The 22,529-nt window shown below is 42.2% G+C and carries 18 protein-coding genes and 2 pseudogenes; 11 read left to right on the top strand and 9 right to left on the bottom strand.

All coding sequences use genetic code 11. The features are described from left to right. Positions 1-343 precede the first annotated feature (343 nt). From tnpA to U1P77_RS10040, 6 genes and pseudogenes are all read left to right on the top strand, one after another. Positions 344-742, top strand: coding sequence for an IS200/IS605 family transposase (gene tnpA, locus U1P77_RS10065; RefSeq protein WP_321154871.1), 399 nt, complete (start codon positions 344-346; stop codon positions 740-742). Further along, entirely contained in the window at positions 739-1,071 is a 333-nt protein-coding gene (locus U1P77_RS10060) for a helix-turn-helix domain-containing protein (RefSeq protein WP_321154870.1), read from the top strand. The genes tnpA and U1P77_RS10060 overlap by 4 nt, the downstream gene beginning before the upstream one ends. A gap of 46 nt (positions 1,072-1,117) precedes the next feature. Then, positions 1,118-1,819, top strand: coding sequence for an IS1 family transposase (locus U1P77_RS10055; protein ID WP_321154869.1), 702 nt, complete (start codon positions 1,118-1,120; stop codon positions 1,817-1,819). After that, positions 1,806-2,441: pseudogene (locus tag U1P77_RS10050) on the top strand (RNA-guided endonuclease InsQ/TnpB family protein). Before U1P77_RS10055 ends, U1P77_RS10050 begins: the two are co-directional and overlap by 14 nt. Then, a pseudogene (locus U1P77_RS10045) lies at positions 2,392-2,616 on the top strand (MFS transporter); the annotation flags it as partial. The pseudogenes U1P77_RS10050 and U1P77_RS10045, both read left to right, overlap by 50 nt. A 317-nt stretch (positions 2,617-2,933) precedes the next feature. Beyond that, complete coding sequence (locus tag U1P77_RS10040; protein WP_321154868.1) at positions 2,934-4,784, top strand: aminopeptidase P family protein; 1,851 nt, start codon at positions 2,934-2,936, stop codon at positions 4,782-4,784. Positions 4,785-4,953: 169 nt separating this feature from the next. Here the strand turns inward: U1P77_RS10040 and U1P77_RS10035 are convergent, their stop codons facing one another. The 3 genes from U1P77_RS10035 to U1P77_RS10025 all read right to left on the bottom strand — a co-directional run bounded on the left by U1P77_RS10035 (position 4,954) and on the right by U1P77_RS10025 (position 8,867). Continuing rightward, positions 4,954-5,694 (bottom strand): hypothetical protein, encoded by a 741-nt coding sequence (locus U1P77_RS10035; protein WP_321154867.1) that lies wholly within the window; start codon positions 5,692-5,694, stop codon positions 4,954-4,956. A 115-nt stretch (positions 5,695-5,809) separates the two neighbouring features. Continuing rightward, the gene (gene fabF / locus U1P77_RS10030; RefSeq protein ID WP_321154866.1) at positions 5,810-7,186 is read right to left on the bottom strand and encodes a beta-ketoacyl-ACP synthase II; all 1,377 of its coding nucleotides are present in this window, start codon (positions 7,184-7,186) and stop codon (positions 5,810-5,812) included. 307 nt (positions 7,187-7,493) lie between these two features. Continuing rightward, positions 7,494-8,867, bottom strand: a complete 1,374-nt coding sequence (locus tag U1P77_RS10025; protein WP_321154865.1) for an anhydro-N-acetylmuramic acid kinase — start codon at positions 8,865-8,867, stop codon at positions 7,494-7,496. A 1,612-nt stretch (positions 8,868-10,479) separates the two neighbouring features. On the opposite strand from U1P77_RS10025, the gene pdxH reads away from it, so the two are divergent. After that, complete coding sequence (pdxH, locus tag U1P77_RS10020; protein WP_321156672.1) at positions 10,480-11,148, top strand: pyridoxamine 5'-phosphate oxidase; 669 nt, start codon at positions 10,480-10,482, stop codon at positions 11,146-11,148. Positions 11,149-11,615: 467 nt separating this feature from the next. Here pdxH and U1P77_RS10015 read toward each other — a convergent pair whose 3' ends face one another. The 5 genes from U1P77_RS10015 to U1P77_RS09995 all read right to left on the bottom strand — a co-directional run bounded on the left by U1P77_RS10015 (position 11,616) and on the right by U1P77_RS09995 (position 16,342). Further along, the gene (locus tag U1P77_RS10015; protein ID WP_321154864.1) at positions 11,616-12,245 is read right to left on the bottom strand and encodes a glutathione S-transferase family protein; all 630 of its coding nucleotides are present in this window, start codon (positions 12,243-12,245) and stop codon (positions 11,616-11,618) included. A gap of 4 nt (positions 12,246-12,249) precedes the next feature. Further along, positions 12,250-12,927, bottom strand: a complete 678-nt coding sequence (locus U1P77_RS10010) for a type 1 glutamine amidotransferase domain-containing protein (RefSeq protein ID WP_321154863.1) — start codon at positions 12,925-12,927, stop codon at positions 12,250-12,252. Between the two features lie 172 nt (positions 12,928-13,099). Further along, positions 13,100-14,161, bottom strand: a complete 1,062-nt coding sequence (locus U1P77_RS10005; RefSeq protein ID WP_321154862.1) for an NADPH-dependent curcumin/dihydrocurcumin reductase — start codon at positions 14,159-14,161, stop codon at positions 13,100-13,102. A gap of 141 nt (positions 14,162-14,302) precedes the next feature. Continuing rightward, on the bottom strand, positions 14,303-15,514 hold the full coding sequence (locus U1P77_RS10000) for an iron-containing alcohol dehydrogenase (RefSeq protein WP_321154861.1): 1,212 nt from the start codon (positions 15,512-15,514) through the stop codon (positions 14,303-14,305). 210 nt (positions 15,515-15,724) lie between these two features. After that, positions 15,725-16,342, bottom strand: coding sequence for a TetR/AcrR family transcriptional regulator (locus tag U1P77_RS09995; protein ID WP_321154860.1), 618 nt, complete (start codon positions 16,340-16,342; stop codon positions 15,725-15,727). Positions 16,343-16,717: 375 nt separating this feature from the next. Between U1P77_RS09995 and U1P77_RS09990 the strand changes: the two genes are divergently transcribed. Further along, positions 16,718-18,211 (top strand): aldehyde dehydrogenase family protein, encoded by a 1,494-nt coding sequence (locus tag U1P77_RS09990; protein ID WP_321154859.1) that lies wholly within the window; start codon positions 16,718-16,720, stop codon positions 18,209-18,211. Positions 18,212-18,360: 149 nt separating this feature from the next. Here U1P77_RS09990 and U1P77_RS09985 read toward each other — a convergent pair whose 3' ends face one another. Further along, positions 18,361-18,591 (bottom strand): hypothetical protein, encoded by a 231-nt coding sequence (locus U1P77_RS09985; protein ID WP_201558688.1) that lies wholly within the window; start codon positions 18,589-18,591, stop codon positions 18,361-18,363. A 243-nt stretch (positions 18,592-18,834) separates the two neighbouring features. On the opposite strand from U1P77_RS09985, the gene U1P77_RS09980 reads away from it, so the two are divergent. The 3 genes from U1P77_RS09980 to tyrS all read left to right on the top strand — a co-directional run bounded on the left by U1P77_RS09980 (position 18,835) and on the right by tyrS (position 22,503). Then, positions 18,835-20,250, top strand: coding sequence for a DASH family cryptochrome (locus U1P77_RS09980; protein WP_321154858.1), 1,416 nt, complete (start codon positions 18,835-18,837; stop codon positions 20,248-20,250). A 179-nt stretch (positions 20,251-20,429) separates the two neighbouring features. Next, positions 20,430-20,867, top strand: coding sequence for a DUF3429 domain-containing protein (locus tag U1P77_RS09975; protein ID WP_321154857.1), 438 nt, complete (start codon positions 20,430-20,432; stop codon positions 20,865-20,867). A gap of 424 nt (positions 20,868-21,291) precedes the next feature. Continuing rightward, positions 21,292-22,503 carry a tyrosine--tRNA ligase gene (gene tyrS, locus U1P77_RS09970; protein ID WP_321154856.1) on the top strand — a complete coding sequence of 404 codons (1,212 nt, stop codon included), beginning with the start codon at positions 21,292-21,294 and terminating at the stop codon, positions 22,501-22,503. Positions 22,504-22,529 lie beyond the last annotated feature (26 nt).

Here is a 22,529-nt window from a genome sequence, read left to right as displayed (position 1 = left end):
TGAAACAAGGTTCTGAATTCCTAAAAGTTGGCAGATAACAGAATTGGCAGATGACAATAGGGTAAATAAATAGACAGACTGTCGGTATAAATAGCTATTATAGACGGCTATGTTTATTTGCCCTGTTAGCCATCTATATCAGTAAGTATCTAACAGCTGATGTCTATTAATTTAGAAGATTAGCTTTAGACTATTAATTTTAAATATAGCTGCTGTTTTAACAAAAGTTCCGCAGAAATCCCCTACTTCTAAAGTAGCGGGATGAATGCGTTATTGACTATGACGACATAAATCACTATGATAATATCAATTCAGTCTAAAAAGACAAAGGTATTGCAATAAAATGGTCTTAGACACAAATTCTCATTCAGTCTTTTTGCTCAGCTACCACTTAATACTGGTTACTAAGTATCGAAGAGAGGTGTTTGATGACGAGGTGTCAAATAGAGCCAAAGCTATTTTTGATGCTATTTCCCCTAATTATAAGATTGAGTGTATTGAATGGAATCACGATAAAGACCATGTGCATATTTTATTCAAAGCGCACCCTAAAACCGAGATAAGCAAGTTTATTAATAGCTACAAATCAGCAAGCAGCCGACTACTTAAAAAAGAATTTCCTCAGATCAGACAAAAACTCTGGAAAGATAAGTTTTGGGCGCAGTCTTTTTGTTTGATTACGACAGGCGGTGCGCCATTAGAGGTTATTAAAAAATATATTATTGAGCAGGGTTCAAAATGAGCAAGCCCATTCTTAAATCCTATAAATTCAGGCTGTACCCGACTGATGACCAGCAAGTGTCCTTTGCTAAGTCATTCGGCTGCGCTCGTTTTATATGGAATAGAATGCTTGCTGATAAAATAAAACATTATGACTGTCATAAAGAAAGCTTAAAAAATACACCCGCTCAGTATAAAAAAGAGTTTGAATGGCTAAAAGAAGCGGACAGCTTGGCATTGGCTAACGTACAGCTCAACATACAAAAAGCCTTCCAGAGCTTCTTCAAAGTGCCTGATTTTGGCTTCCCAAACTTCAAACACAGGTGGTGTATCAAAAAGTATGCTGAGTAAATAAAGGAGGGGTGCCAGTCAAAGCAAAGATGCTATATTTGAGGTTATGAAGACACAAATAGAGATTAATTGCCCCGACTGCCACAGTCCTAGTCTAAAGAAAAACGGTATAAAAAGCTATGGTAAGCAAAACTACCAATGCAAAGACTGTAAACGTCAATTCATTGGCGACCACGCCATTACCTATCAGGGTTGCCACTCTAAAATAGAGCATAAGATACGACTGATGATAGTACGAGGCTGTAGTGTTAGAGACATTGCCACTATCACCTCTGTCAGCATTGGCAAGATACTAAGCACCATAGGCTCATCGATCTATAAGATCTCACCAAAGCAGCATTACTACTCGCGTTTAGAAGTTGATGAGTTCTGGACATACGTACGTTGCAAGAAGCAGAAGGTATGGTTAATCTACGCCTATGACCGTGATACTGGTGAGATTGTTGCCCATGTTTGGGGTAAACGTGATTTAGCCACGGCCAGAGCGCTTCGAGCTCGTCTTAAGAAACTTAAGGTGAGCTATGGTTCAATCAGCATGGACAACTGGGATAGCTTTAAAACCGCCTTCAAGGCAGACCCTAAGCAGATTGGTAAAAGATATACTGTTGGCATAGAAGGTAATAATTGCCGTTTAAGACACCGATTGAGGCGAGCAGTTAGAAAGACTTGTGCTTTTTCTAAGAAACTTGATAATCATTTTAAGACGTTCAATATGGTGTTCTTTTATATCAATTATGGTTATGTCTAATGCCAGCATACTTTTTGAAACACCACCCAAACACAAAGGTAAAAAAGACAGTTATACCACCAATAATCAAAAAGGTACGATTGCGGTTGGCTTGAACAGTATTAAGTTGCCAAAAATCGGTCATATCAAAGCGATTATTGATAGAAAAATTACAGGGCTGGTTAAAAGTGCCACCATTACCAAGACCGCTACTGGTAAATACTTTGTCAGTATTTTGGTTGAAACGGTAGCCGTCGATCTACCTAAAACCCAATCAAATATCGGTATTGATTTAGGATTAACAGACTTCATCGTCTTATCGGACGGTACAAAAGGTGCTAATCCTAAGTTTCTAGCAAAGCTTGAAGGTAAGCTTGCCAAGGCGCAACGTATTCTATCCAAACGTGCGTGGGTGGCAAAATCTGCCAATCGTAAATTATCCGAAAGTTGCAATTACCAAAAGTAGAATACCAAAGTCGCTAAAATTCATGAGCGGATCAGAAACACCCGCACTGACTTCTTACATAAAACCTCATTCAATATCGTCAAAAACCACGACATTATTGCGATTGAGGATTTGAACGTCAAAGGGTATGCAAGGCCAGATGATGGGTCTCTTCTTTGCTTCTATAGCGCTGGGTAACTTGGTTGCTGCTTTCTTTGGTGGCCACGTGTCAGCGGATAAGATTGAAGGGTTACCGGGTCTATTTACAACCATGACGATCTTTTTGGTGGTCACTGCCATCATATTATTAGTATTAGCAAAGCCTGTTAATAATATGCTTAAAAAGAGTGAGCGTGCGGATCAGCTTAGCTAATTGATAAGATGTGTTGATGTATTATTCGTGAATGACAACAGCATAATTTACGTATGATAGGACGTGTTACCATCATCGGTAGCACGTTTTTGTTATCTGATTTGCTCAGATATTTCTATCAAGCTATTGAAAGTCTATTATCTGCCCAAACATCTAATAATACTCTTCGGTAATAGCGCTTATTCTTATCTGTCTATCTTTTTAGTTTTAATAAATTGAACTAAATACTAAATATAAGTTCAAATGCTCGAATAAAAAAATTATCTGTAGTCAACTTATGATAGAAAATCTCTAAAAAATTAATAAGGAACAACCTAATGAATAAACAAAATATTCATGATCGTATCGATAACCTGCGTCAAGCATTGGTTGAGCAAGACTTGACGGCAATTATTGTGCCGTCAGCCGATCCCCATTTATCTGAATATTTACCTGAGTATTGGCAAGCGCGTGAATGGCTAACCGGATTTACTGGATCGGTAGGTACCTTAGTCGTGACTGCTGACTTTGCTGGACTGTGGACAGATAGCCGCTATTGGGTGCATGCTGCTGATCAATTAGAAGATACTGGTATTAGCTTACAAAAGCTAGCGCCAAAGCAGCCCAATCATATTGATTGGCTCGCTGATCATCTGCAAGAAGGCGATAGTGTGGCGGTTGATGGCAATGTTCTGTCTATCGCTGAGCAAGATAAGCTGTTAAGTGCTTTTGATACCAATGAAATCACCCTCATTACTGAGCGTGACGTGCTTAATGACGTTTGGGCCGATCGTCCTGCGTTACCAATGGCCAAGTTGTATGCGCATGATACCCAGTTTGTCGCGCAGTCTGCAGCTTCAAAGCTTGCAGCGGTACGTACAGGCATGGCGGATTCAGGCGCGACTCATCATCTACTATCAAGTTTAGATGATATCGCCTGGCTGACCAATTTGCGCGGCGCTGATGTCGATTATAATCCGATATTCTTATCGCATATGCTGATCAGCAGTGACAAATTGGGTAATGGTAAGTCGGGGAATGAAGGCAAGGCAATTTTGTTTGTCGATAATAATAAAATCAGTAGCAATATTGAGCAAGGCTTAAAAGAAAGCGGGTTTACTCTTGCTGGCTATGATGCTGTACAGGACGCATTAGGTGCTTTGACCCCTGAAGACTTACTACTACTAGATCCAAGTAAAGTAGCGGTCGGCACACTATCTAAGATGGCTGATGATGTTGGCTTTATTGAGCAAATGGCTCCGAGTACTTTGCTTAAATCAGTTAAGTCGGATGCTGATATTGATCATGTACGTGAAGCTATGCGTCAAGACGGCGCCGCGTTATGTGAGTTCTTTGCCGAATTTGAGCAGAAGCTAAATGCTGGCGAGCGCTTAAGCGAGTTAGATGTTGACAGTATGTTGATTGAGACGCGCAGTCGTCAGCCACATTATGTTTCACCGAGCTTTCCGACGATTGCAGGCTTTAATGAAAATGGGGCGTTGCCACATTATCGCGCAACGCCAGAGAAGTTCAGCTATCTTGATGTTAGCAAGGGCGAAGGTGGTTTATTATTGATTGATTCAGGTGGCCAGTATCAAAATGGTACTACTGATATCACACGTGTAGTCGGTATTGGGCACGTGAGCGACGCGCACAAAAGCGACTTTACCACTGTACTCAAAGCACATGTTGCACTAGCGCGCGCGAACTTCCCTAATGGTATTGCCTCGCCATTGATTGATGCGATTTGCCGTGCACCATTATGGCAAGCGCAGATGGATTATGGTCATGGTACCGGTCATGGCGTTGGTTTCTTTTTAAACGTTCACGAAGGCCCACAAGTGATTGCCTATAGCGCCAGCACGCCTAAAGAGCGCGCGATGAAAGAGGGCATGATCTCAAGTAATGAGCCGGGCTTATATCGTGAAGGCAAATGGGGCATCCGCATCGAAAACCTGATGGTTAATAAGCGCGTTGCTCAGCCCACAGAAACTGAATTTGGTAATTTCCTTAACTTTGAGACCGTGACTTATTGCCCAATAGACACTCGTTTAATCGAAACATCATTGTTAAATGACGTAGAAGTAGACTGGCTGAATAGCTATCACAAGCAAGTCTATGCTGAGCTAAATAGCCGTGTTAAAGGGGCGGCTCTTGAGTGGCTTACTGAGCGTACTCAAGCTTTGTAAAATCAGCTATTAAAGTGTTAAAAGTATCGTAAAAAAGCGCCTAGTAAAACCTTTACTGGGCGCTTTTTTGTTTAGAAGTTTGATTAACTATAGCAACTAATGGCTATTTTTATTAGCGATGCTATTTATCAACAACTCTACTTCTTAGACATATTATTTTTTCACGATATTATTTCTTATTATTCATATCAACCGATTGTTCTTGTTGGGTCAATTGCTGGGTGAGCTCAGCACGTAGCCAAGATTTCAAATTCTCAGACATTTGCGCCATTTGTTCACTTAAGTAATCATCAACGTGCATCTCTAATTCATGGATTAAGTCTTTATGAGTGTCGCTTAATTTTAGGTCCTTTAAAGATAAATCAATTGCTGGACTTTGGCTTAGCTTATCGGTGATCGTTTTAATACTGCTATCGTTAGCGACGTTGGCTTTATCATCAGCGCTTTCGTTATCGATACTCGTTTTATCGGTATTGGTATCAGTATTAATATTAGTATCAGTTATTTTATCGGCTTCTAACGCCGCTACTTTATCCTGTTGTTTTTGCGCAGTTTCTGCTTCTTGTGATAGCTTGGCTTCTTTAGCCTTTTCTTTTGCTTTCTCTTCCGTGTTCTTTTTTTGCTCTTCTTCTAAACGTTGTTGTTCGGCAGCAGCGCGCTGTTGCGTTTGCTTCTCAGCAATGGCTTTGGCCACCGCTTGTTCGGCATTGTGATTTTCATAGAGGTCGTTGAGATGAGCATCTAAATCAGGAGAGCTAAAAACGAATTCTTCAAACGGGGTATCCGTTTGTAGTAGGCTGGTAATGTCAGTTAGCTCTTGAATGATCGCTGCGCGTAGAGGCTCCGGCGCACGTGTCCAGCGTTGATAGAATTGATGGGAAAATGAATAACTTGACATGGTTTCTTCCATAAATGTTCCAAAAATTACCCCTTATCATACGCAGGTACGATAAGGGGCTGCAAGGGGACAAACGTAGCAAATCTGACACCAACGTTACATTGACAGCATCGCGCGACGCTAGGGGTTAACGATTTTGTGGCCAGCGCGCAAATATTAGGGAACCATTGGTGCCACCGAAGCCAAAACTATTAGAGATAGCATACTGTAAATTATCAACTTTACGTGATTGGTGAGGTACGTAGTCGAGATTACAGTGGTCTTCAATATTGTCTAAATTGATGGTCGGAGGTACGTGCTGATGTTGCAGAGACAGTACGGTAAAGATGGCTTCAATACCACCGGCTGCGCCTAGCAGATGACCGGTCATGGATTTGGTCGAGCTGACCAAAATGCTGTCTTTGACAGGAGCAAATACGGTCTCAATCGCTATTGATTCAGCGACATCTCCCGCAGGCGTGCTGGTGCCGTGCGCGTTAACATAACCGACAGCAGATGGCTCGATACCAGCATCATTAAGCGCATTTTGCATCGCCCGTGCTGCACCACTACCATCTTCAGGGGGCGAAGTAATATGACTGGCGTCATCACTCATGCCAAATCCGACCAGCTCAGCAAGTATCGTCGCGCCGCGGGCTTTGGCATGAGCCAAGCTCTCTAATACCATTACACCCGAGCCATCACCCAGTACAAAACCGTCACGATCTTTATCGAAAGGACGCGAGGCTTTAGTTGGTTCGTCATTACGAGTGGAGAGCGCGTGCATCGCCGCGAAGCCTGACATACCAAGAGGGCTTGAGCCTTTTTCGCTACCACCAGCAACCATCACATCAGCATCGCCATAAGCAATTAAGCGTGCGGCTAATCCAATAGCATGGGTGGCAGTTGTGCATGCAGTTGAAGTGGCAAGATTTGGGCCTTTTAGGGTGTGTTTAATCGCTACAATACCGGCTGCCATATTAGCGATAGAGCCGGGGATAATAAAAGGTGAGACTTTTTTAGGGCCTTTATCATTTAGCATTGCACAGCTGTCTTCAATGGTTTGAATACCACCAATACCCGACCCTATAATGACTCCAAAACGCTCTTGATCCACGCCTTTTACAGGGGTATCAGCAGCGCTAATCTCATCGATATAGCCGGCATCTTTCAGCGCCATAGTCGTTGCTGCTACCGCATAATGTATAAAGTCGTCGTAGCGACGTGCGTCTTTAACGCTCACATATTGCTTGGCATCGAAGCCCTTAACCACGCCTGCTATTTGAGCTCGATATTCAGTAGCATCGAAATGTGTTATCTGCGCGATACCACTTTCGCCATTGAGTAGTCTTGTCCATGTGCTTCCGACATCCAGCCCCAGTGGCGTAAGGGCGCCCATACCCGTGACCACTATTCGCGTCTCATCAGAGCGCTCATAATGGGGTGGCTTTTGTCGCAGTTTTTGTTGCTGCGGTGGAGCACTATTCAGGGCTTGCGAGATAGATGAACTGCTATGTTGGCTCATGCGATATATCCTATATTTGTTGCGGTCCTAAAAGGATGGTATTTTGCTAATGTGATACGGTTATTGTTATGGAGTTACTAGGCTGTCACGCTATATTGTTTATAGCGTTATATCGGTATTTTAGCAACCATTATAAAACACATTAGTTTACGACTGTAAACTTAAAGTAACTAATGAGGTCGATAAGGTAAAATAAAAATAAGAAGCGACTGTTATATGCTTCTATCAACTGACCCAATTTTTCTAATTCTCACATCATTATAATTGCTATGCAAAAAGTAACTAAATAAAAATACTGAATAAAAAGCTAAGCAAAACAGACTTGTCCCAATACTACATTTTTACTAGCACCAGTCACTGCTGGTAGATTTCCCGTTTCTCCCATTAGCGTCTGCCGCGCGAGCCATGCAAAAGCGACCGCTTCCACCCATGTTGGATCTAGTCCTAAGCTTGCTGTGGTGCCTATAGTACAATAGGGCAGATGTGCTTGCAGACGAGTCATTAAATAATCATTAAGCGCGCCGCCACCGCAGATGTATACTGCGCTTATTAAATTATTTGCAGTGCCATCATTATCTTTTATAAACTGTTTGATTTGTACGCTGGCGCTTATTGCAGTCAGCTCAGTAAGTGTCGCTTGCACATCGGCTGATGAATAGCGAGTATTGGTGGCTGTTTGATCAAATGTCTGTAGCTCGGCTTGTAGCCACGCTAAGTTAAAATCTTCACGTCCAGTACTTTTAGGATAAGATTTAGCAAAAAATGGATGTGTTAATAATTGTGTGAGCAGCGGCTCAATAATTTGTCCTGTTTGCGCCCATGCACCGCCAGCATCATAATCTTTGCCCGTATGTAGCGCCGCCCACGCATCTAATAATAAGTTGGCAGGACCGGTATCATAACCGGTGATTTGTGCAGTTGTTTGTTGCTCGTTTTGACTACTAGAGTGCCCATCCGTAGAGTGTGCCAGAGAGTTTGTTGGCAAGACTGTGATATTGGCAATGCCGCCCAAGTTGAGCAGTACTCGAGTCTTATCCGTTGCCGAAAATAATGCCTGATGAAAGGCGGGTACCAAAGGTGCACCTTGCCCACCGACCGCCATATCACGGCGGCGAAAATCACTGATCACACTGATACCCGTGTGCTCAGCGATGATGTTGGCATCGACCAATTGCAAGCTAAAACCCATTTGCGGACGATGACGAACCGTTTGTCCGTGACAGCCAATCGCTAATACTGATTCTGTGTCAATATCGGCCTGCTGTAATAGAGTATTAACGACTTCACTGGCAAACTCTCCATACAGGCGACTTGCCCAACCGAACCAATCTAATTCACCACATTTATCATCAGGCTCATCGTCTTGTGAAATTAAGCCTTTTATCCCGTTTGGCTGACACAAAGCTAATAACACTTCACGTAAACGCTTGGGAAAGTCTTGGCTGTAAGTGGTTAATAGTTGCATGGGGGCGGAAGCATTTTCATCATTACTATTGTCAGTTTTGACATTAGAACTGAACTGACAGAGCACCGCATCCATGCCATCCAAGCTAGTACCTGACATCATGCCAATATACAAACCGTCATCGAAACTCTCAAACAGTGTATCGTTTAATGTTTTTTCTAAATCATTTAAATTAGTATCAGTTGTATTGGTAGCATCGTTATTTTCTATAGTCATAATAACACTCAGGTTATGATAAGGACGAGATTAATTTGGCTTCGCGTTTTTAGCAGCTTAAATGTTGTGCATATAGAGTTATTAGGACTTACGCAGCAACTAATACGTATTGCCAGTACTTGATAGCGAGTCAACAACTACATTATCACCAACTATGCAGATCATCATCCTAAAAATACAAGTCATGCTCGTATTAACCGTTATCTTAGAGGTGACAAACTGAGCCCCAGTCTAATAGGGGAGCAAGTTAAACAAGATATTGTACCTGACTCTGATGATTATCTAGTCTTTAATGACATTATATTGGATAAAGACCATAGCCATAAGATAGAACTGGTTAATCGTCAGTATAGTGGCAATGCCACGCTTTGATCATACTACCTTTTACAAACAACCATTTACAAACCCCACTCTCAACTATCATAATTTTTGGCGTAGGCTGTGGCTTTAGCCCAGCGTTTTTGGCAAATTGTTACGATTGACTGGGCTAAAAGCGCCAGCCTACGATAGCCCATATTAAGTTGAGAGTCGCGTATTTACAAACAACCATTCACCATCATAGGGCGCCATTGTTCTGAACATCAGTTTTGCCCTTGAGCAATGCTTTACATTTTTGTAGTAAACAATAGTGTATGGCGTCGCTTATTTTTTGACACTTGCTCAATTCTATATTTTAATTATTAAAACAAAAATCGACTTCATTACTACCTAATAAGCTGTTATATTCGTTAATTCGAATATAAAGTAAAATGTTGCATATCACATTTTTTCTTTATCCAAAATTCAGAATCCGAGATAAGGTTTTAACCCGTTAAAACCTTGGGATTTTACATAAAATAAGTACTGAAAAATTGGCATTTTTCTATTGAGCTTAAAAAAATATCTAAGCTTGAAAAGCTCTAACGATGAGACGGAATTATCTAGATCTCTATTCACTGAACAAATGAGAGAGGAAAACATGATAAATACGGGCGATAAACTTATATGTACGAGTGGTAATGATTGTTACGTACAAGGAGAGATTTACACAGTAGGCGAATTCATGAACGACAAATGCTTTAAATTAATGACAGGTTCTAATGACGAGTACTGGTATGCCACAATAGACAAGGAAGGCGTACACGTCCGCTTCCGCTTCAATTTTATAAAAGATAAATATAGCGATGCACGGTTTGGTAGGATAGAAAACAAGAATTGGGTCTGTTATAAGTTTTAATGATAATAATTTAGGCTATGTCTCTCAACAGACTGCTTCTCAAGCACTTTGACCTGCCCACTCATTTAATAGCTATCCTACCAGTAATGATGAACAAACTATCTCCTCTTCTTTCTTTCGTCCATCAGGGCGACAGTCACTTGGAAACACACAGCTCGTCGACTGCCAGCATCAAGCGGCGAATGGCGGCATAAAAAGAGCTGGTATCTACGGTAGCCACAAAAACCGACCTTGTTACTTACAATTAGAGACACAATTTGTCTCTATGGTCTCTTCAGCATAGCTCAATCTTGTTTGTAAAATGAGTAAATCGGAGAAATATTGTTATACTTGCAAAGAAGGAAACAAACACATCAGAAATTTAGGCTAAGAATCAATCAAGGAATAGTTATGAGCATGGATTTTACCGATCAACGCCTATCGTACGAAAAAGGTGTTCTTGACCAGCAGTCAATTCCTGCATCACCGTTTGAGCTATTAAAAGGTTGGATTAGCGATGCGACCGAGCAACAAGTACAAGAGCCTTATGCGATGAGTCTTGCTACTTGTGGTGCAGATAATAAACCCAGTGTGCGTATTGTATTAATGCGTGAGATTACTGAGACTGGCGTTGTGTTTTATACCAACTATGAAAGTGCTAAAGGTCAAGATATCGCTGAGAACCCCAATGCAGAAGTGCTGTTCTTTTGGCATGAGCTTGAGCGTCAAATCCGTATTAGCGGTAGCATTGCAAAAATAGATGCCGACAAATCAGCTATGTACTTTCAAAAGCGTCCACACGATAGCCAAGTAGGCGCCTGGGTTAGCCAACCGCAAAGTGGCGAAGTTGCTAACCGAGAAGTCATGGAACAGACTTTTGACCAGCTACAAGCCGATTATCCAGAAAATACTCAAGTGCCAACGCCCGAATTTTGGGGTGGATATGAGATTACGATCAATGAGATTGAATTTTGGCAAGGTCGTGCCAATCGGATGCATGACCGCATTGTTTATACGCGGAGTACTGATAGTGACGATGCTGGAAATAATGTAGCAAGCTGGAATACCAAGCGTTTGTTGCCGTAATTACTATAAGTATTTTTTTATACGAATAAGTCGTGTTGAACATTCGACCATAGCACTGACAGCGACTATTTTTTAGTCGATTCAAAGTCAAAAGTATCTAGTTTAGTCGTTCTAAGCGGATAGTTTTGACAAAGTAGCGGCAAAAAAGAGTCCTGTCCAACTGCGAGCATAGCTCTTGTCTTGCGGACGGGCAAAGCAGTGCTTTGCTTACTCCGTCCTCAGGGCTGATGCTAAAACTGCTCCCCCAGCTATTCATGAGCAGTGTGTAGCAAACCTAGCTAAGGCATCTGCATTATCGTCGATTTGCCTCTTGTCTGGAACACAGCTTTGATTAACTAGCAGCTATCAGCAGTGCTTATTTGTGAATGTTCAACACGCCCTAATAAAACAACAAAAATAGCCCAAGACTTACTTGGGCTATTTTATCATATTTTGTATTGAGCATTTATGATGAGCCACGTTTGGGCTTATTTTGACTCGTCATGCTCAGCTTCAAGGCGCATCGCACGCTGATAGCTGTCAAGGCCGGCCAGCTTGTCCGCGTATTGTTTAATATGCGGATATGCCTCTAGTTTTTGACGCTGAGCAAGAATGATCAAGTCAAATGACAGCATAAAGTCAGCACCGCTAAGTTGGTTGCCCACGATGAAAGACTTACCCTCGACCGCTGCATCTAAATACTTAAACAATCTGGTCTTTTCTTTATCAATATAACCATTCAAAAACTCATTATCATCAATGCCTGCCTTTTTGGTAAACAATTCAAGCATCAATGGCAACATTAGCGAGCTCTCGGCAAAGTCAATCCACTGCAGATAATACCCATAGTCTGCACTATCAGGAGCAGGACGCAGGCGATCTGACGCAAAGCGTTCAATCAATAGCTCAGTAATGGCACCTGACTCTGAGTATATCTGACCATCCATTTCGATGACCGGTGACTTCCCAAGGGCATGCACAGCTTTTAGGCTATCAGGTGCTAGATGGGTCTTAGCATCTCGCTGATGACTAATAATTTCGTACGGCTCGCCCAGCTCTTCTAAAAGCCATAAAATGCGTAGCGAGCGTGACTGGTTAAGATGATGCAAGCGAACCATAGTATTAACCTTTGAGCTTAGTCAGTAAGCGTTTGGCAGCTTCTTCTGATGACGCTGGGTTTTGCCCTGTGATTAACAAGCCATCTTCTACCACAAACGACTCCCAATCAGCGCCTTTTTCATAGTTGCCGCCATTGGCTTTAAGAGCATCTTCTAATAAGAAAGGTACGACGTCTGCAAGGCCAACTGCTTCTTCTTCTGAATTGGTAAAGCCAGTGACTTTTTTATCTTTAACTAAGTATTCACCATCGACTTTGACGTTTTTGAGTGCTGCTGGAGAATGACAAACAAAAGCAACAGGCTTGTCTTGCTTAACGAAAGTCTCAATCAGATTAATAGAGTTCTTATCCACTGCCAAATCCCATAATGGGCCGTGACCACCAGGATAAAATACTGAATCAAAATCTTCAGCTTTCATATCAGCGAGTTTCTTAGTATTAGCAAGATGCTCTTGAGCATCGGAGTCCTCTTTAAAACGTTTGGTATCTTTTGTTTGCGCATCTGGTGTGTCGCTACTAGGGTCAAGTGGTGGTTGACCGCCAGCAGGAGAAGCGATAGTAACGTTAACGCCAGCATCAATAAAAGCATAGTAAGGTGCCGCAAATTCTTCTAGCCAAAAGCCTGTTTTTTTACCAGTATCACCCAGACGATCGTGTGAGGTCAGTACCATTAAAATATTCATAATTGTCCTTATTTATTACTTATTGAAATTGTTTGTTAGCAACCATAATTTACAAAACTGGTTTTTCTAGATTTATAAACATGAGTACCAACCGTATCTTTTTTTAAGCTTTAATGTTTGTTATTAATGTTAATAATTATTAAAACTAAAAGCTATTTAATAAAGCTAAGAGTTATTTAACGTCAGCAACTTTGACGACAGTTTTGCCGAAGTTATTACCTTCTAGCATGTCAAAGAACGCTTGCGGCGCTTGTGTTAAGCCGTCAGCTTGGTATTCTTTAGTTTTAATTTTGCCGGATTCGACCCAGCCGCTCATGGTTTTTAAAAACTCAGGGTAATGATCGCCATATTCTTCAAAGATAATGAAGCCTTTGATGGTCAGGCGTTGACTTAGCACGTGTCCCATAAGTAGACCCAAGCGGTCTTTGCCATCAGGCAATTCGGTAGCGTTATACTGTGACACTAAGCCGCACACTGGGATACGAGCATGGGCATTTAGAAGCGGCAATACGGCATCAAATACTTTACCACCGACGTTTTCATAGTAGATGTCGATACCGTCTGGGCAAGCGTCTTTTAGCTGCTGGGCAAAGTCATCGGCATGGTGATCAATACAGGCATCAAAGCCCAATTCATTGACGGCAAAGGCGCATTTCTCAGCACCACCTGCCACGCCAACTGCTCGCACGCCTAACTGCTTACCAACTTGTCCGACGGTTGCGCCGACCGGACCCGTTGCTGCTGCAACCACTAAGGTCTCACCTTTTTGTGGTTTACCGATATCAGTTAAGCCCATATAACCGGTAAAGCCCGGCATACCAAGGACACCAAGACCGTAAGAGGGGTGTGCCATGTCTTTATCAAGCTTTAACACGCCTTCGCCATCACTGACGCTATAGTCCTGCCAGCCAGAATTGGCTACGACTAAGTCGCCTACTGCAAAGTTACTAACGTTAGATTCGACCACTTGCGCCACTACGCCGCCAGTCATGACGTCACCAACTTGCAATGGATCGGTATAGCTCTTTGCATCACTCATACGTCCGCGCATGTAGGGGTCAAGTGATAAATACACAGTACGTAGCAGCATTTGCTGGTCATTTGGCGTTGGAATGTCACCAGCAGCCAGCTCAAAGTTGTCGTTCGTTGGCGCACCATGAGGGCGACTGGCAAGTTTGATTTGACGATTTTGTTGTTGATTTTGCTGCTCATTAAAATTGTTATCGAAGCTCATTTTAGGAATCCTTTTTAGTTATTTATTTTAAGGTTCTTTGTTTTAACGTGCTTTATTTCTAATGTAGTAACTACTCAGTGCTGAGTAGCTACTATAGATAGCATAACTATATGTATTTCTTATTACTGTGACGTTTTTTTATTAAGACGCTTTGCTGCTGACCGCACGTTGTAGGATACGACGTGATACCTCTAAATCGTTAGTACCGTGTTCACCCAATTTGACCATTTTATGGGCGTCAAGCTGTTTGATGATCGGGTCAATGGCAGAGGCGTCTAGTTCAACATCGTCTAGGCTGACAGGTAGGCCAAGCTCACGGAAGAAGTTTTCGGTATAAGCAATAGCGGTCTCGATGATGGCATCGTCGTCTTGATCGGTATCAGTAATGTTCCATACATTACGTGCATATTGAAGCAGCTTGTCTTTTTTGCTGTCTTTAAGCTCACGCATCACTGATGGCAACACAATCGTTAACGTACGTGCATGATCGATAGCGTGCAATGACGTCAATTCATGACCAATCATATGCGTCGTCCAATCTTGTGGTACACCAGAACCAATCAAACCGTTCAGTGCCATGGTTGCGGTCCACATAATGTTTTTACGCGTTTCCATGTTTTCTGGATCATTTTTAACGACTAAACCTTCTTCAATAAGAATCTTTAGTAAGCTCTCAGCAAATGCGTCTTGGACTTTAGCATTAACTGGATAGGTTAAGTATTGTTCCATCACATGGACAAAGGCATCGGCAACACCGTTCATTACTTGACGCTCGGGCAAGGTTAAAGTCTTAGTAGGATCTAAGATTGAGAATTTAGGGAAGGCGAGTGAGCTGCCGAACGGTAGTTTCGCTTGACGTTCACTATAATTAACAACGCCGCCTGAGTTCATTTCTGAACCTGTTGCTGGAATAGTCAAGACTGCACCTAAATCAACGGCAGAGTCTATATTCTTACAGTAGCTTGTTAGGGCATCCCAAGCTTGTTCACGTGACACAGTACCGTCTTCTTCAGTGAGTGATGCCACTAGCGCCACAAACTTGCTGCCATCAATGACTGAACCGCCACCGACCGCCAATAGAAAATCGATGTTATGTTCGTTAACCATGTCAGCAGCTTTTAATAAGGTGACAAATTCTGGATTGGGTTCAATGCCACCAAACTCAAATACTTCACGATTACCATTCGCTGATAGCGCATCTTTTACTTCATCTAGAGTACCAGTGCGCTGCGCTGAACCACCACCATAAGTGATAAGAACGCGAGCGTCAGTAGGCACTAGATCTGATAACTGTTTGATTTGGTCTTCACCGAAAACGATGCGTACTGGATTGTAATATTGAAAGTTGTTCATAATATTCCTAAAATTTAATAAGGGTGTGTTGAGACTTTCTAAAATTGAATATAAGTGATGTGCGTTCTTTGCATCTGAGGGCATTGTACATTAATTAGACCGGTCGTCTAGTACTACTTACAAAAGTATAGCATAGTGATTTAATAGATAGTGACTTAACAGAGTGTAGTGCGTCACTGCTTTAATTAAAGACAGCTTTTAGACAGAGTTCTAACGACCCATTTCAATAATGGTCATCTGCCATACTTCTGCTAACGGAGTATTGGTCTGGCTAATCTTGGCAATCAAGCTGGCACCAAGCCAGGCAAAATACCAACGTTTGGCCATACTCTCAGCTGAGATATTGTCATGACGCGGTACGGAGTTATCTGCCCAGCCCGCTTTGATCTGTTCAGCGAGCCACAGGGTTGTTTGTTTGTAGCCTGCATCAAGCACTTTACGCATGGGCTCTGACATATCTGCCACCTCAGCACTGAGTTTGACGACTAGGCACTTTTCGTGATCACAGCCGTTATGCTGGGTGTCATACCAGTTTTGGAAGTAGTTATACAGCTTTTGCTGCGCACTGACGTCTTGTGCGTCGATAGTATCTAGGCGTGTCTTATATAGAGTGAAGTAATGGTTGATAATGGCTTCACCAAAGGCTTCTTTAGAGGCAAAGTAATGGTAAAAAGAGCCTTTCGGAACGCCTGCTGTGTCTAATATTTGCTTAAGACCCACAGCGGTAAAGCCTTTTTTGGCAATCAGCTGATAGCCAGTCGCGAGTAGATGGGCTCTAGTATCTATTGTGGAACTAGTTACCGGTGTAGCGCTTATGGTATCGGACATAAAAGTGATGTTCTCCTTAGAGATTCATATTAATAGGGTGGTCAATTTTTTATTTGAGCGCTGTATTTGAGCGCTATGTTGGGGACGTGTTTTAACGACATTAATCAGTATGCGTTACGTTTTATCAACAATATTTACGGACTAAGTCTTCTTTTTTTATTGGTGGCTATGATAGCATTAGACCAGTCGTCTAGCAAGTTGGGCTTTGAGCTCATCAGTTTTTGCACACGCTTACCGCTTAAAAGTGAGTTTAAGAACATTTCTTGTGTGAGACTCTTTGTTCCAAAAATTAGCCTAGATATTTCTAGTCCAAACCGTTAAATCATATCTTCCAAATAAATTTTAAATACCAACAAAGTAAAAATAAGGATAATTATGTCAGCCAATAATACTAACCTTGAGAATGACAGCGCCTATAGTGACTTCCATCTGCAATACATCGCAGGTGAGTGGCAAAAAGGTAAAGACGATAGTGTCAACACCAATACCAATCCCTATAACGGCGATACGCTTGTAGAAATTCAACAAGCGACAGAAGGGCAGCTCGATGAGGCCTATCGAGCCGCCAGTGAGGCACAAAAAGAATGGGCCAAGCAAACCCCAGCGACGCGTGCAGGTGTGCTATACAAAGTGGTCAGTATCTTCGATCAACGCCAAGATGAGATTGTCGATTGGCTAGTCAAAGAGTCGGGCAGTACCCGTATTAAAGCCATGGTAGAGTTTAGTAGTGCGCGAGCAATTACTCTTGAGTCAGCGACTTTCCCCAACCGTGTGCACGGCGAAATTCGCCCTTCTAATACCCCGGGTAAAGAAAACTTCATCTACCGTGAGCCGATGGGTGTGATTGCAGTTATCAGCCCATGGAACTTTCCGCTTCATCTAACTCAACGCTCTATTGCTCCAGCTTTAGCGCTTGGTAACGCAGTCGTGCTCAAGCCCGCTAGTGATACACCGATTACCGGTGGTTTGTTGCTTGCAAAAATATTCGAAGAAGCCGGTTTGCCAAAAGGACTGCTGAATGTGGTGGTTGGTGCTGGTAGTGAGATAGGGGACGCGCTTGTCACTCACGATATTCCTAGTTTGGTATCGTTTACCGGATCGACTTCGGTAGGTAAACATATCGGTGAGCTGGCCAATGGTGGTGATTATATCAAGCAAGTGGCGCTAGAATTGGGCGGTAACAGTCCATTTGTGGTATTAAAAGATGCCAATATTGAGCAAGCGGTAAAAGCGGCTGCCTTTGGTAAATTCCTACACCAAGGTCAGATTTGTATTGCTATCAATCGCATTATTGTCGAAGATGAAATTTACGATGACTTTGTAGAGCGTTTCCTTGCTCACGTTAAGACCTTGAACGTAGGCGACCCTAATAAAAAGGACACAGCAGTTGGTCCCATCATTAATGAAAAACAAGTCAAATCGCTAAAAGATAAAATTGATAAATCTCAGCAAGAAGGCGCAAAAATGATTTTAAGCGGTGAAATTAAAGGTCAAGTGGTCCCGCCGCATATCTTTACTGAGGTGACGCGCGAGATGGACTTGTCATGTAATGAAGTCTTTGGCCCGTTGGTTGGCATTATCCGTGCCAAAGATGAAGAAGATGCATTATCGATTGCTAATGACTCTATGTATGGGCTATCTAGTGCGGTATTTACCGAAGATATGGCAAAAGGCCTACGCTTTGCGCGCGGTATTAAAGCCGGCATGACCCATATTAATGATATTTCAGTAAATGATGACAGCAATGCACCGTTCGGCGGTGAAAAGAATTCGGGTATTGGTCGCTTTAATGGTGAGTGGATACTTGAAGAGTTTACAACTTTGCATTGGATTTCGGTTCAGCATACCCCACGTGACTATCCGTTTTAGAGTTAGCCGTTTTAAAATAAGCTGTTTTAAGCATTTGTTTTAGACGTTCGGCTTGAAATTTTAGCTCAAAAAAAAGACTGCCATGAGGGCGGTCTTTTTTGTTTATGATGTATGTAGTAGAGAGTGTTGTTATTCTGTTTTTTGCACGCTTATTTAAGGTTAAAACCTAGCATGCCCTGAATATCTTCGATAGTCATCCCTCTAACGAGCGCTTGCTCTTCTACCGATAAGCGGTTGGTGTGCTCTTTGATCATAGTATGAATACTGCGAGCGACTTCAGAAGTCGTAGCATAATACATTTGCGGCTCTTCTTGCGTGAGTTTAATCAAAAATCTATTGACAATTTTACGCCTTTTATTTGGATCATTTTCTTCAGTCATGGCATTCTCCTAGGTGTAAACCATTTAATCAGTCCGCTCAATGAGAGTCAATGCTCATAATTAGAATAAATCAATCCAATAGCCGTAACCTGATCTTGACTCAACAGTGTGCCCTAAAAATGGTATAGATAGACCCTTAGACAAATCTCAAAAGACGTCCTCTACTGTATGTGATATTTTACAATACTAAAGTGTGGGCGTTGTTATTAATTGAATGCATCTAAATATTGGGAAATTTATGATATGTCAAATCCGCCATTAGAGAACCCGTCAGATAGCTTGTTGGCAAAAAAGGTTGCATTGGTCTTATTCCACAATGATTTACGGGTAGACGATAATGCGACGTTGGTGAAAGCTGCTGAAATAGCAGGTGGCAATAATAGGCGGTTAATGCTCGTTTATGCGCCATTTTTGATGGATGTTGTCGAAAAAAAAACCAAGAGCCAAGCTTATCATTACGACAATATGGGTCATGCCCGCCTGCAGTTTTTAGCCGAGACCTTGGCTGACTTAAATGAGTCACTAGAGCAGCTTGGTAATAGATTGCTACACTTACAGGAACGTTTGCCATTGGCATTAGACACCTTTGCACAGCTGTGCCAGCTTATCGAGCAACAATACGTCACTGATATATGTGTGAGTCAAACGGCAGATTACAACCAAAACCAAGCTTATGATATTTTGCAACGTAAGTACCCACAGGTACGCTGGCATATGCAATCAACGGCCACCTTATTTGACTCACTGCCGCTGGATGGTTTGCCCAAAAGTTTTACTCAATTTCGTAAAAAAATTGAATCGGATTATGATTTATTAAATGCAGAAAATGACATTATACTTTGTCAAAAACCAAAATCGCTCCCGCCAATGCCTGAAAGCATGATAAGTAAGAGCGGTTACTTTTTTGCAAGCCAAAATTTTAACGAACGAACCGTTGCAGTTACTGACGCCAGCGTTGGCACAACATACCCGTCACCCCATAAGTTCAAAGGCGGCGAATCAAGCGGTCTGAACCATTTGGATACCTATTTTGATTCCAGCTCCCCCAGTACTTACAAAACTACGCGTAATACGCTGGATAACTGGGCGGATTCCACAAAGTTTTCCGCTTGGCTGGCGAATGGCTCGTTGTCTGTAAACACGTTATTGAATCGTTTGCGTCATTATGAGCGCGATACCATCGCTAATGAGTCAACCTACTGGATATGGTTTGAGCTGCTTTGGCGTGAGTATTTTTATTGGTATGCGGTTACCCATTGTCAGAAGCTTTTTACTTTTCAAGGGATTGCCCCACAGTCGCCATCGACCCGTTTTGATAAAAAGCTGTTAGAGCAATGGAAAAATGGAGAAACGCCCTATCCAATCGTCAATGCCTGTATTAATCAGCTAAAAAGTACGGGGTATATGTCGAACCGCGGCAGACAATTAACCGCTAGCTGCTTTATTCATGAGCTGGGTCTGGACTGGCGTTATGGCGCGACCTATTTTGAGCAGCATCTTATCGATTATGATGTTGCCAGCAACTGGGGAAATTGGCAGTATTTAGCAGGAGTTGGCGCTGATCCTAGAGGGTGCAGGCAATTTAATCTCAAAAAACAAACCCAGCAATACGACCCAAATGGTGACTTTATTAACAAATGGCAAGGTAAAGTAGGGTAAGGTGGCAAAATAATAATAGTCAATCTACTTCAAAACTGTTACATCGTAAATCTCGTTTGAAGTACTATTTGTACAACTGAACTCGATTTTCTTGTACCAGAATCAAATCAAATATAGCAGTCAAACTCTTAATTAAAACTTTGAAGAACAAAACCCTAAATATAAGATAGGTTTAAAAAATGAAAAAGCCAAGCCCTTATTTAACCTTTGCGGGTGCTATTCCATTCGTAGTCTGCGCTTTTTTGATTACTGTCGGTGTTGATGCTATCCCAATTTTGGGAAAGACTGCACATATTCTATCTATTTATGGGTTGGTGATTGCCTCATTTATGGCAGGCGCACATTGGGGTAATCATCTTAGCTTGGCTGATGACGATACATGGGCGTTCAAGCTACCTGTGTTTAGTAATATCATCGCGCTTGGCTTGTGGTTAGGGTTTTTGACACTATCAACCTTTGGTTTTATTTGGCTGCTTATTATTGGGTTTGTTAGCCTGTTGGTTATTGATTACGGTCTTCATCAAGCACAGATTATTCGTCATGACTATTTCAAAGTCAGACAATACGTCACTGCAATGGTAGTCATATCCTTAATTATTGCAGGTGTCCAGCTATAAGTGCTGCTTATGTTGGTAAGAAACCTATAATAGAACCGAAACCTACTGTTGAAAAACTGAAATACAGTCAAAGAATATCAAAAGCGCTACACCAAACATCGGGCATACTCAGAAGACTGCTGACACATGATACTGGGTAAGCTAGATGAATCCCATCGAAAAGACATAAGCCTGTGTCAAGAAAAAACGTCAGGAATGGCGGTTGGATGGTGTTGATATGCTGTTCTTCTACTTCCTTTTGGTTGTGCGGCAATATATCGGTTATTTGACTATAGTGAGTGGTATCTTAACGGGCTTGGTCATGGCAATTTACCTTAAAAAACGCTAGTATATCTGCCAAATTACAACATTTTTTTGTATGCCTTCGAGGTTCTAAAACTCTTCGAGGCGCAAATCGTTCAATATAGACCACAAAGAGAAAATCATGACTGAACAATCATATACCCTAGAAGAACAGCTGGCCCTTATTCAACGCGGTACCCAAGAAATCCTATCTGAAGAGGATTTAGTCGCTAAGCTTAAGCTCAACCGTCCGCTACGTATCAAGGCTGGCTTTGACCCGACCGCGCCTGACCTACATTTAGGTCATACAGTATTGATTAATAAGCTCAAGCACTTTCAAGATTTAGGCCATGAGATTTATTTCCTAATTGGCGACTATACGGCCAAAATCGGTGATCCTTCTGGCAAAAATAATACCCGTCCGCCATTGACCGTTGAGCAAATTAAAGCCAATGCTGAAACTTATGCTGAGCAAGTATTTAAGATTTTGGATAAAGAAAAAACTCGTGTGGTCTTTAACTCTGATTGGTTTAACGACATGTCAGCGGCAGATATGATTCAGCTTGCTAGCCAGCAAACGGTTTCGCGTATGTTAGAGCGCGACGACTTCTCCAAACGCTATGCGGCACAAACGCCCATCTCAATCCACGAGTTCCTCTACCCATTGGTTCAAGGCTACGATTCTATTGCGCTTAAAGCGGATGTCGAGCTTGGCGGTACCGATCAGACTTTCAACTTATTGATGGGACGTACCTTGCAAGGTCGCTATGGTCAAGAACCGCAAGTTTGTATCACCGTACCGATTTTAGAAGGCTTAGACGGCGTTAATAAAATGTCCAAATCTTTGAACAACTACGTCGCCATCTATGATGCGCCGGGTACGATGTATCAAAAAATCCTATCTATGCCAGATACGTTAATTCGCCGCTATTTTGAGTTTTTAAGCTTTAAGCCAATGGATGAGGTTGAAGGCTTAATGAGTGAGATGGAAAGTGGCCGCAATCCACAAGAAATCAAACGTCTCTTAGCGGAAGAATTGATTGAACGCTTTCACGATGCCGATGCCGCAGTCAATGCCCATAAGTCAGCCGGTAACGTCTTAGCCGATGGTGAATTACCCGTAGATTTACCAGAAGTAACGCTGGACTTAGAAGGTCAAGACGCGCTGTTTATCACGCAGATACTAAACCAAGCAAAACTTGCCAAAAATAGCTCAGCCGCTAAAGATATGATAAAACGTGGTGCGGTAAAAGTAGATGGCGAAGTGGTTGATGGCGGCTTTAGCTTAACCTCTGGGCAAACGGTGGTTATTCAAGCCGGTAAAAAGGCGTATGCGAAAGTGACGGTGGGTTAGTTGACGTATCAAAATCTCAGCATAAA

This window comes from Psychrobacter sp. LV10R520-6, from assembly GCF_900182925.1.
Classification (GTDB): Bacteria; Pseudomonadota; Gammaproteobacteria; order Pseudomonadales; family Moraxellaceae; genus Psychrobacter.
This window is presented reverse-complemented; position numbering and strand designations above follow the sequence as displayed.

Excerpts from the sequence above, each read along its gene's own strand:
- U1P77_RS10060 (WP_321154870.1), top strand. The coding sequence starts at position 739 with ATGAGCAAGCCCATTCTTAAATCCTATAAATTCAGGCTGTACCCGACT.
- pdxH (WP_321156672.1), top strand. The coding sequence starts at position 10,480 with ATGGATTTTACCGATCAACGCCTATCGTACGAAAAAGGTGTTCTTGAC.
- U1P77_RS10015 (WP_321154864.1), bottom strand. The coding sequence starts at position 12,245 with ATGGTTCGCTTGCATCATCTTAACCAGTCACGCTCGCTACGCATTTTA.
- U1P77_RS10025 (WP_321154865.1), bottom strand. The coding sequence starts at position 8,867 with ATGACTATAGAAAATAACGATGCTACCAATACAACTGATACTAATTTA.
- U1P77_RS10035 (WP_321154867.1), bottom strand. The coding sequence starts at position 5,694 with ATGGAAGAAACCATGTCAAGTTATTCATTTTCCCATCAATTCTATCAA.
- tyrS (WP_321154856.1), top strand. The coding sequence starts at position 21,292 with ATGACTGAACAATCATATACCCTAGAAGAACAGCTGGCCCTTATTCAA.
- fabF (WP_321154866.1), bottom strand. The coding sequence starts at position 7,186 with ATGAGCCAACATAGCAGTTCATCTATCTCGCAAGCCCTGAATAGTGCT.
- U1P77_RS09990 (WP_321154859.1), top strand. The coding sequence starts at position 16,718 with ATGTCAGCCAATAATACTAACCTTGAGAATGACAGCGCCTATAGTGAC.
- U1P77_RS09980 (WP_321154858.1), top strand. The coding sequence starts at position 18,835 with ATGTCAAATCCGCCATTAGAGAACCCGTCAGATAGCTTGTTGGCAAAA.
- U1P77_RS09985 (WP_201558688.1), bottom strand. The coding sequence starts at position 18,591 with ATGACTGAAGAAAATGATCCAAATAAAAGGCGTAAAATTGTCAATAGA.
- U1P77_RS10005 (WP_321154862.1), bottom strand. The coding sequence starts at position 14,161 with ATGAGCTTCGATAACAATTTTAATGAGCAGCAAAATCAACAACAAAAT.
- U1P77_RS09995 (WP_321154860.1), bottom strand. The coding sequence starts at position 16,342 with ATGTCCGATACCATAAGCGCTACACCGGTAACTAGTTCCACAATAGAT.
- U1P77_RS09975 (WP_321154857.1), top strand. The coding sequence starts at position 20,430 with ATGAAAAAGCCAAGCCCTTATTTAACCTTTGCGGGTGCTATTCCATTC.
- tnpA (WP_321154871.1), top strand. The coding sequence starts at position 344 with ATGGTCTTAGACACAAATTCTCATTCAGTCTTTTTGCTCAGCTACCAC.
- U1P77_RS10000 (WP_321154861.1), bottom strand. The coding sequence starts at position 15,514 with ATGAACAACTTTCAATATTACAATCCAGTACGCATCGTTTTCGGTGAA.
- U1P77_RS10040 (WP_321154868.1), top strand. The coding sequence starts at position 2,934 with ATGAATAAACAAAATATTCATGATCGTATCGATAACCTGCGTCAAGCA.
- U1P77_RS10055 (WP_321154869.1), top strand. The coding sequence starts at position 1,118 with ATGAAGACACAAATAGAGATTAATTGCCCCGACTGCCACAGTCCTAGT.
- U1P77_RS10010 (WP_321154863.1), bottom strand. The coding sequence starts at position 12,927 with ATGAATATTTTAATGGTACTGACCTCACACGATCGTCTGGGTGATACT.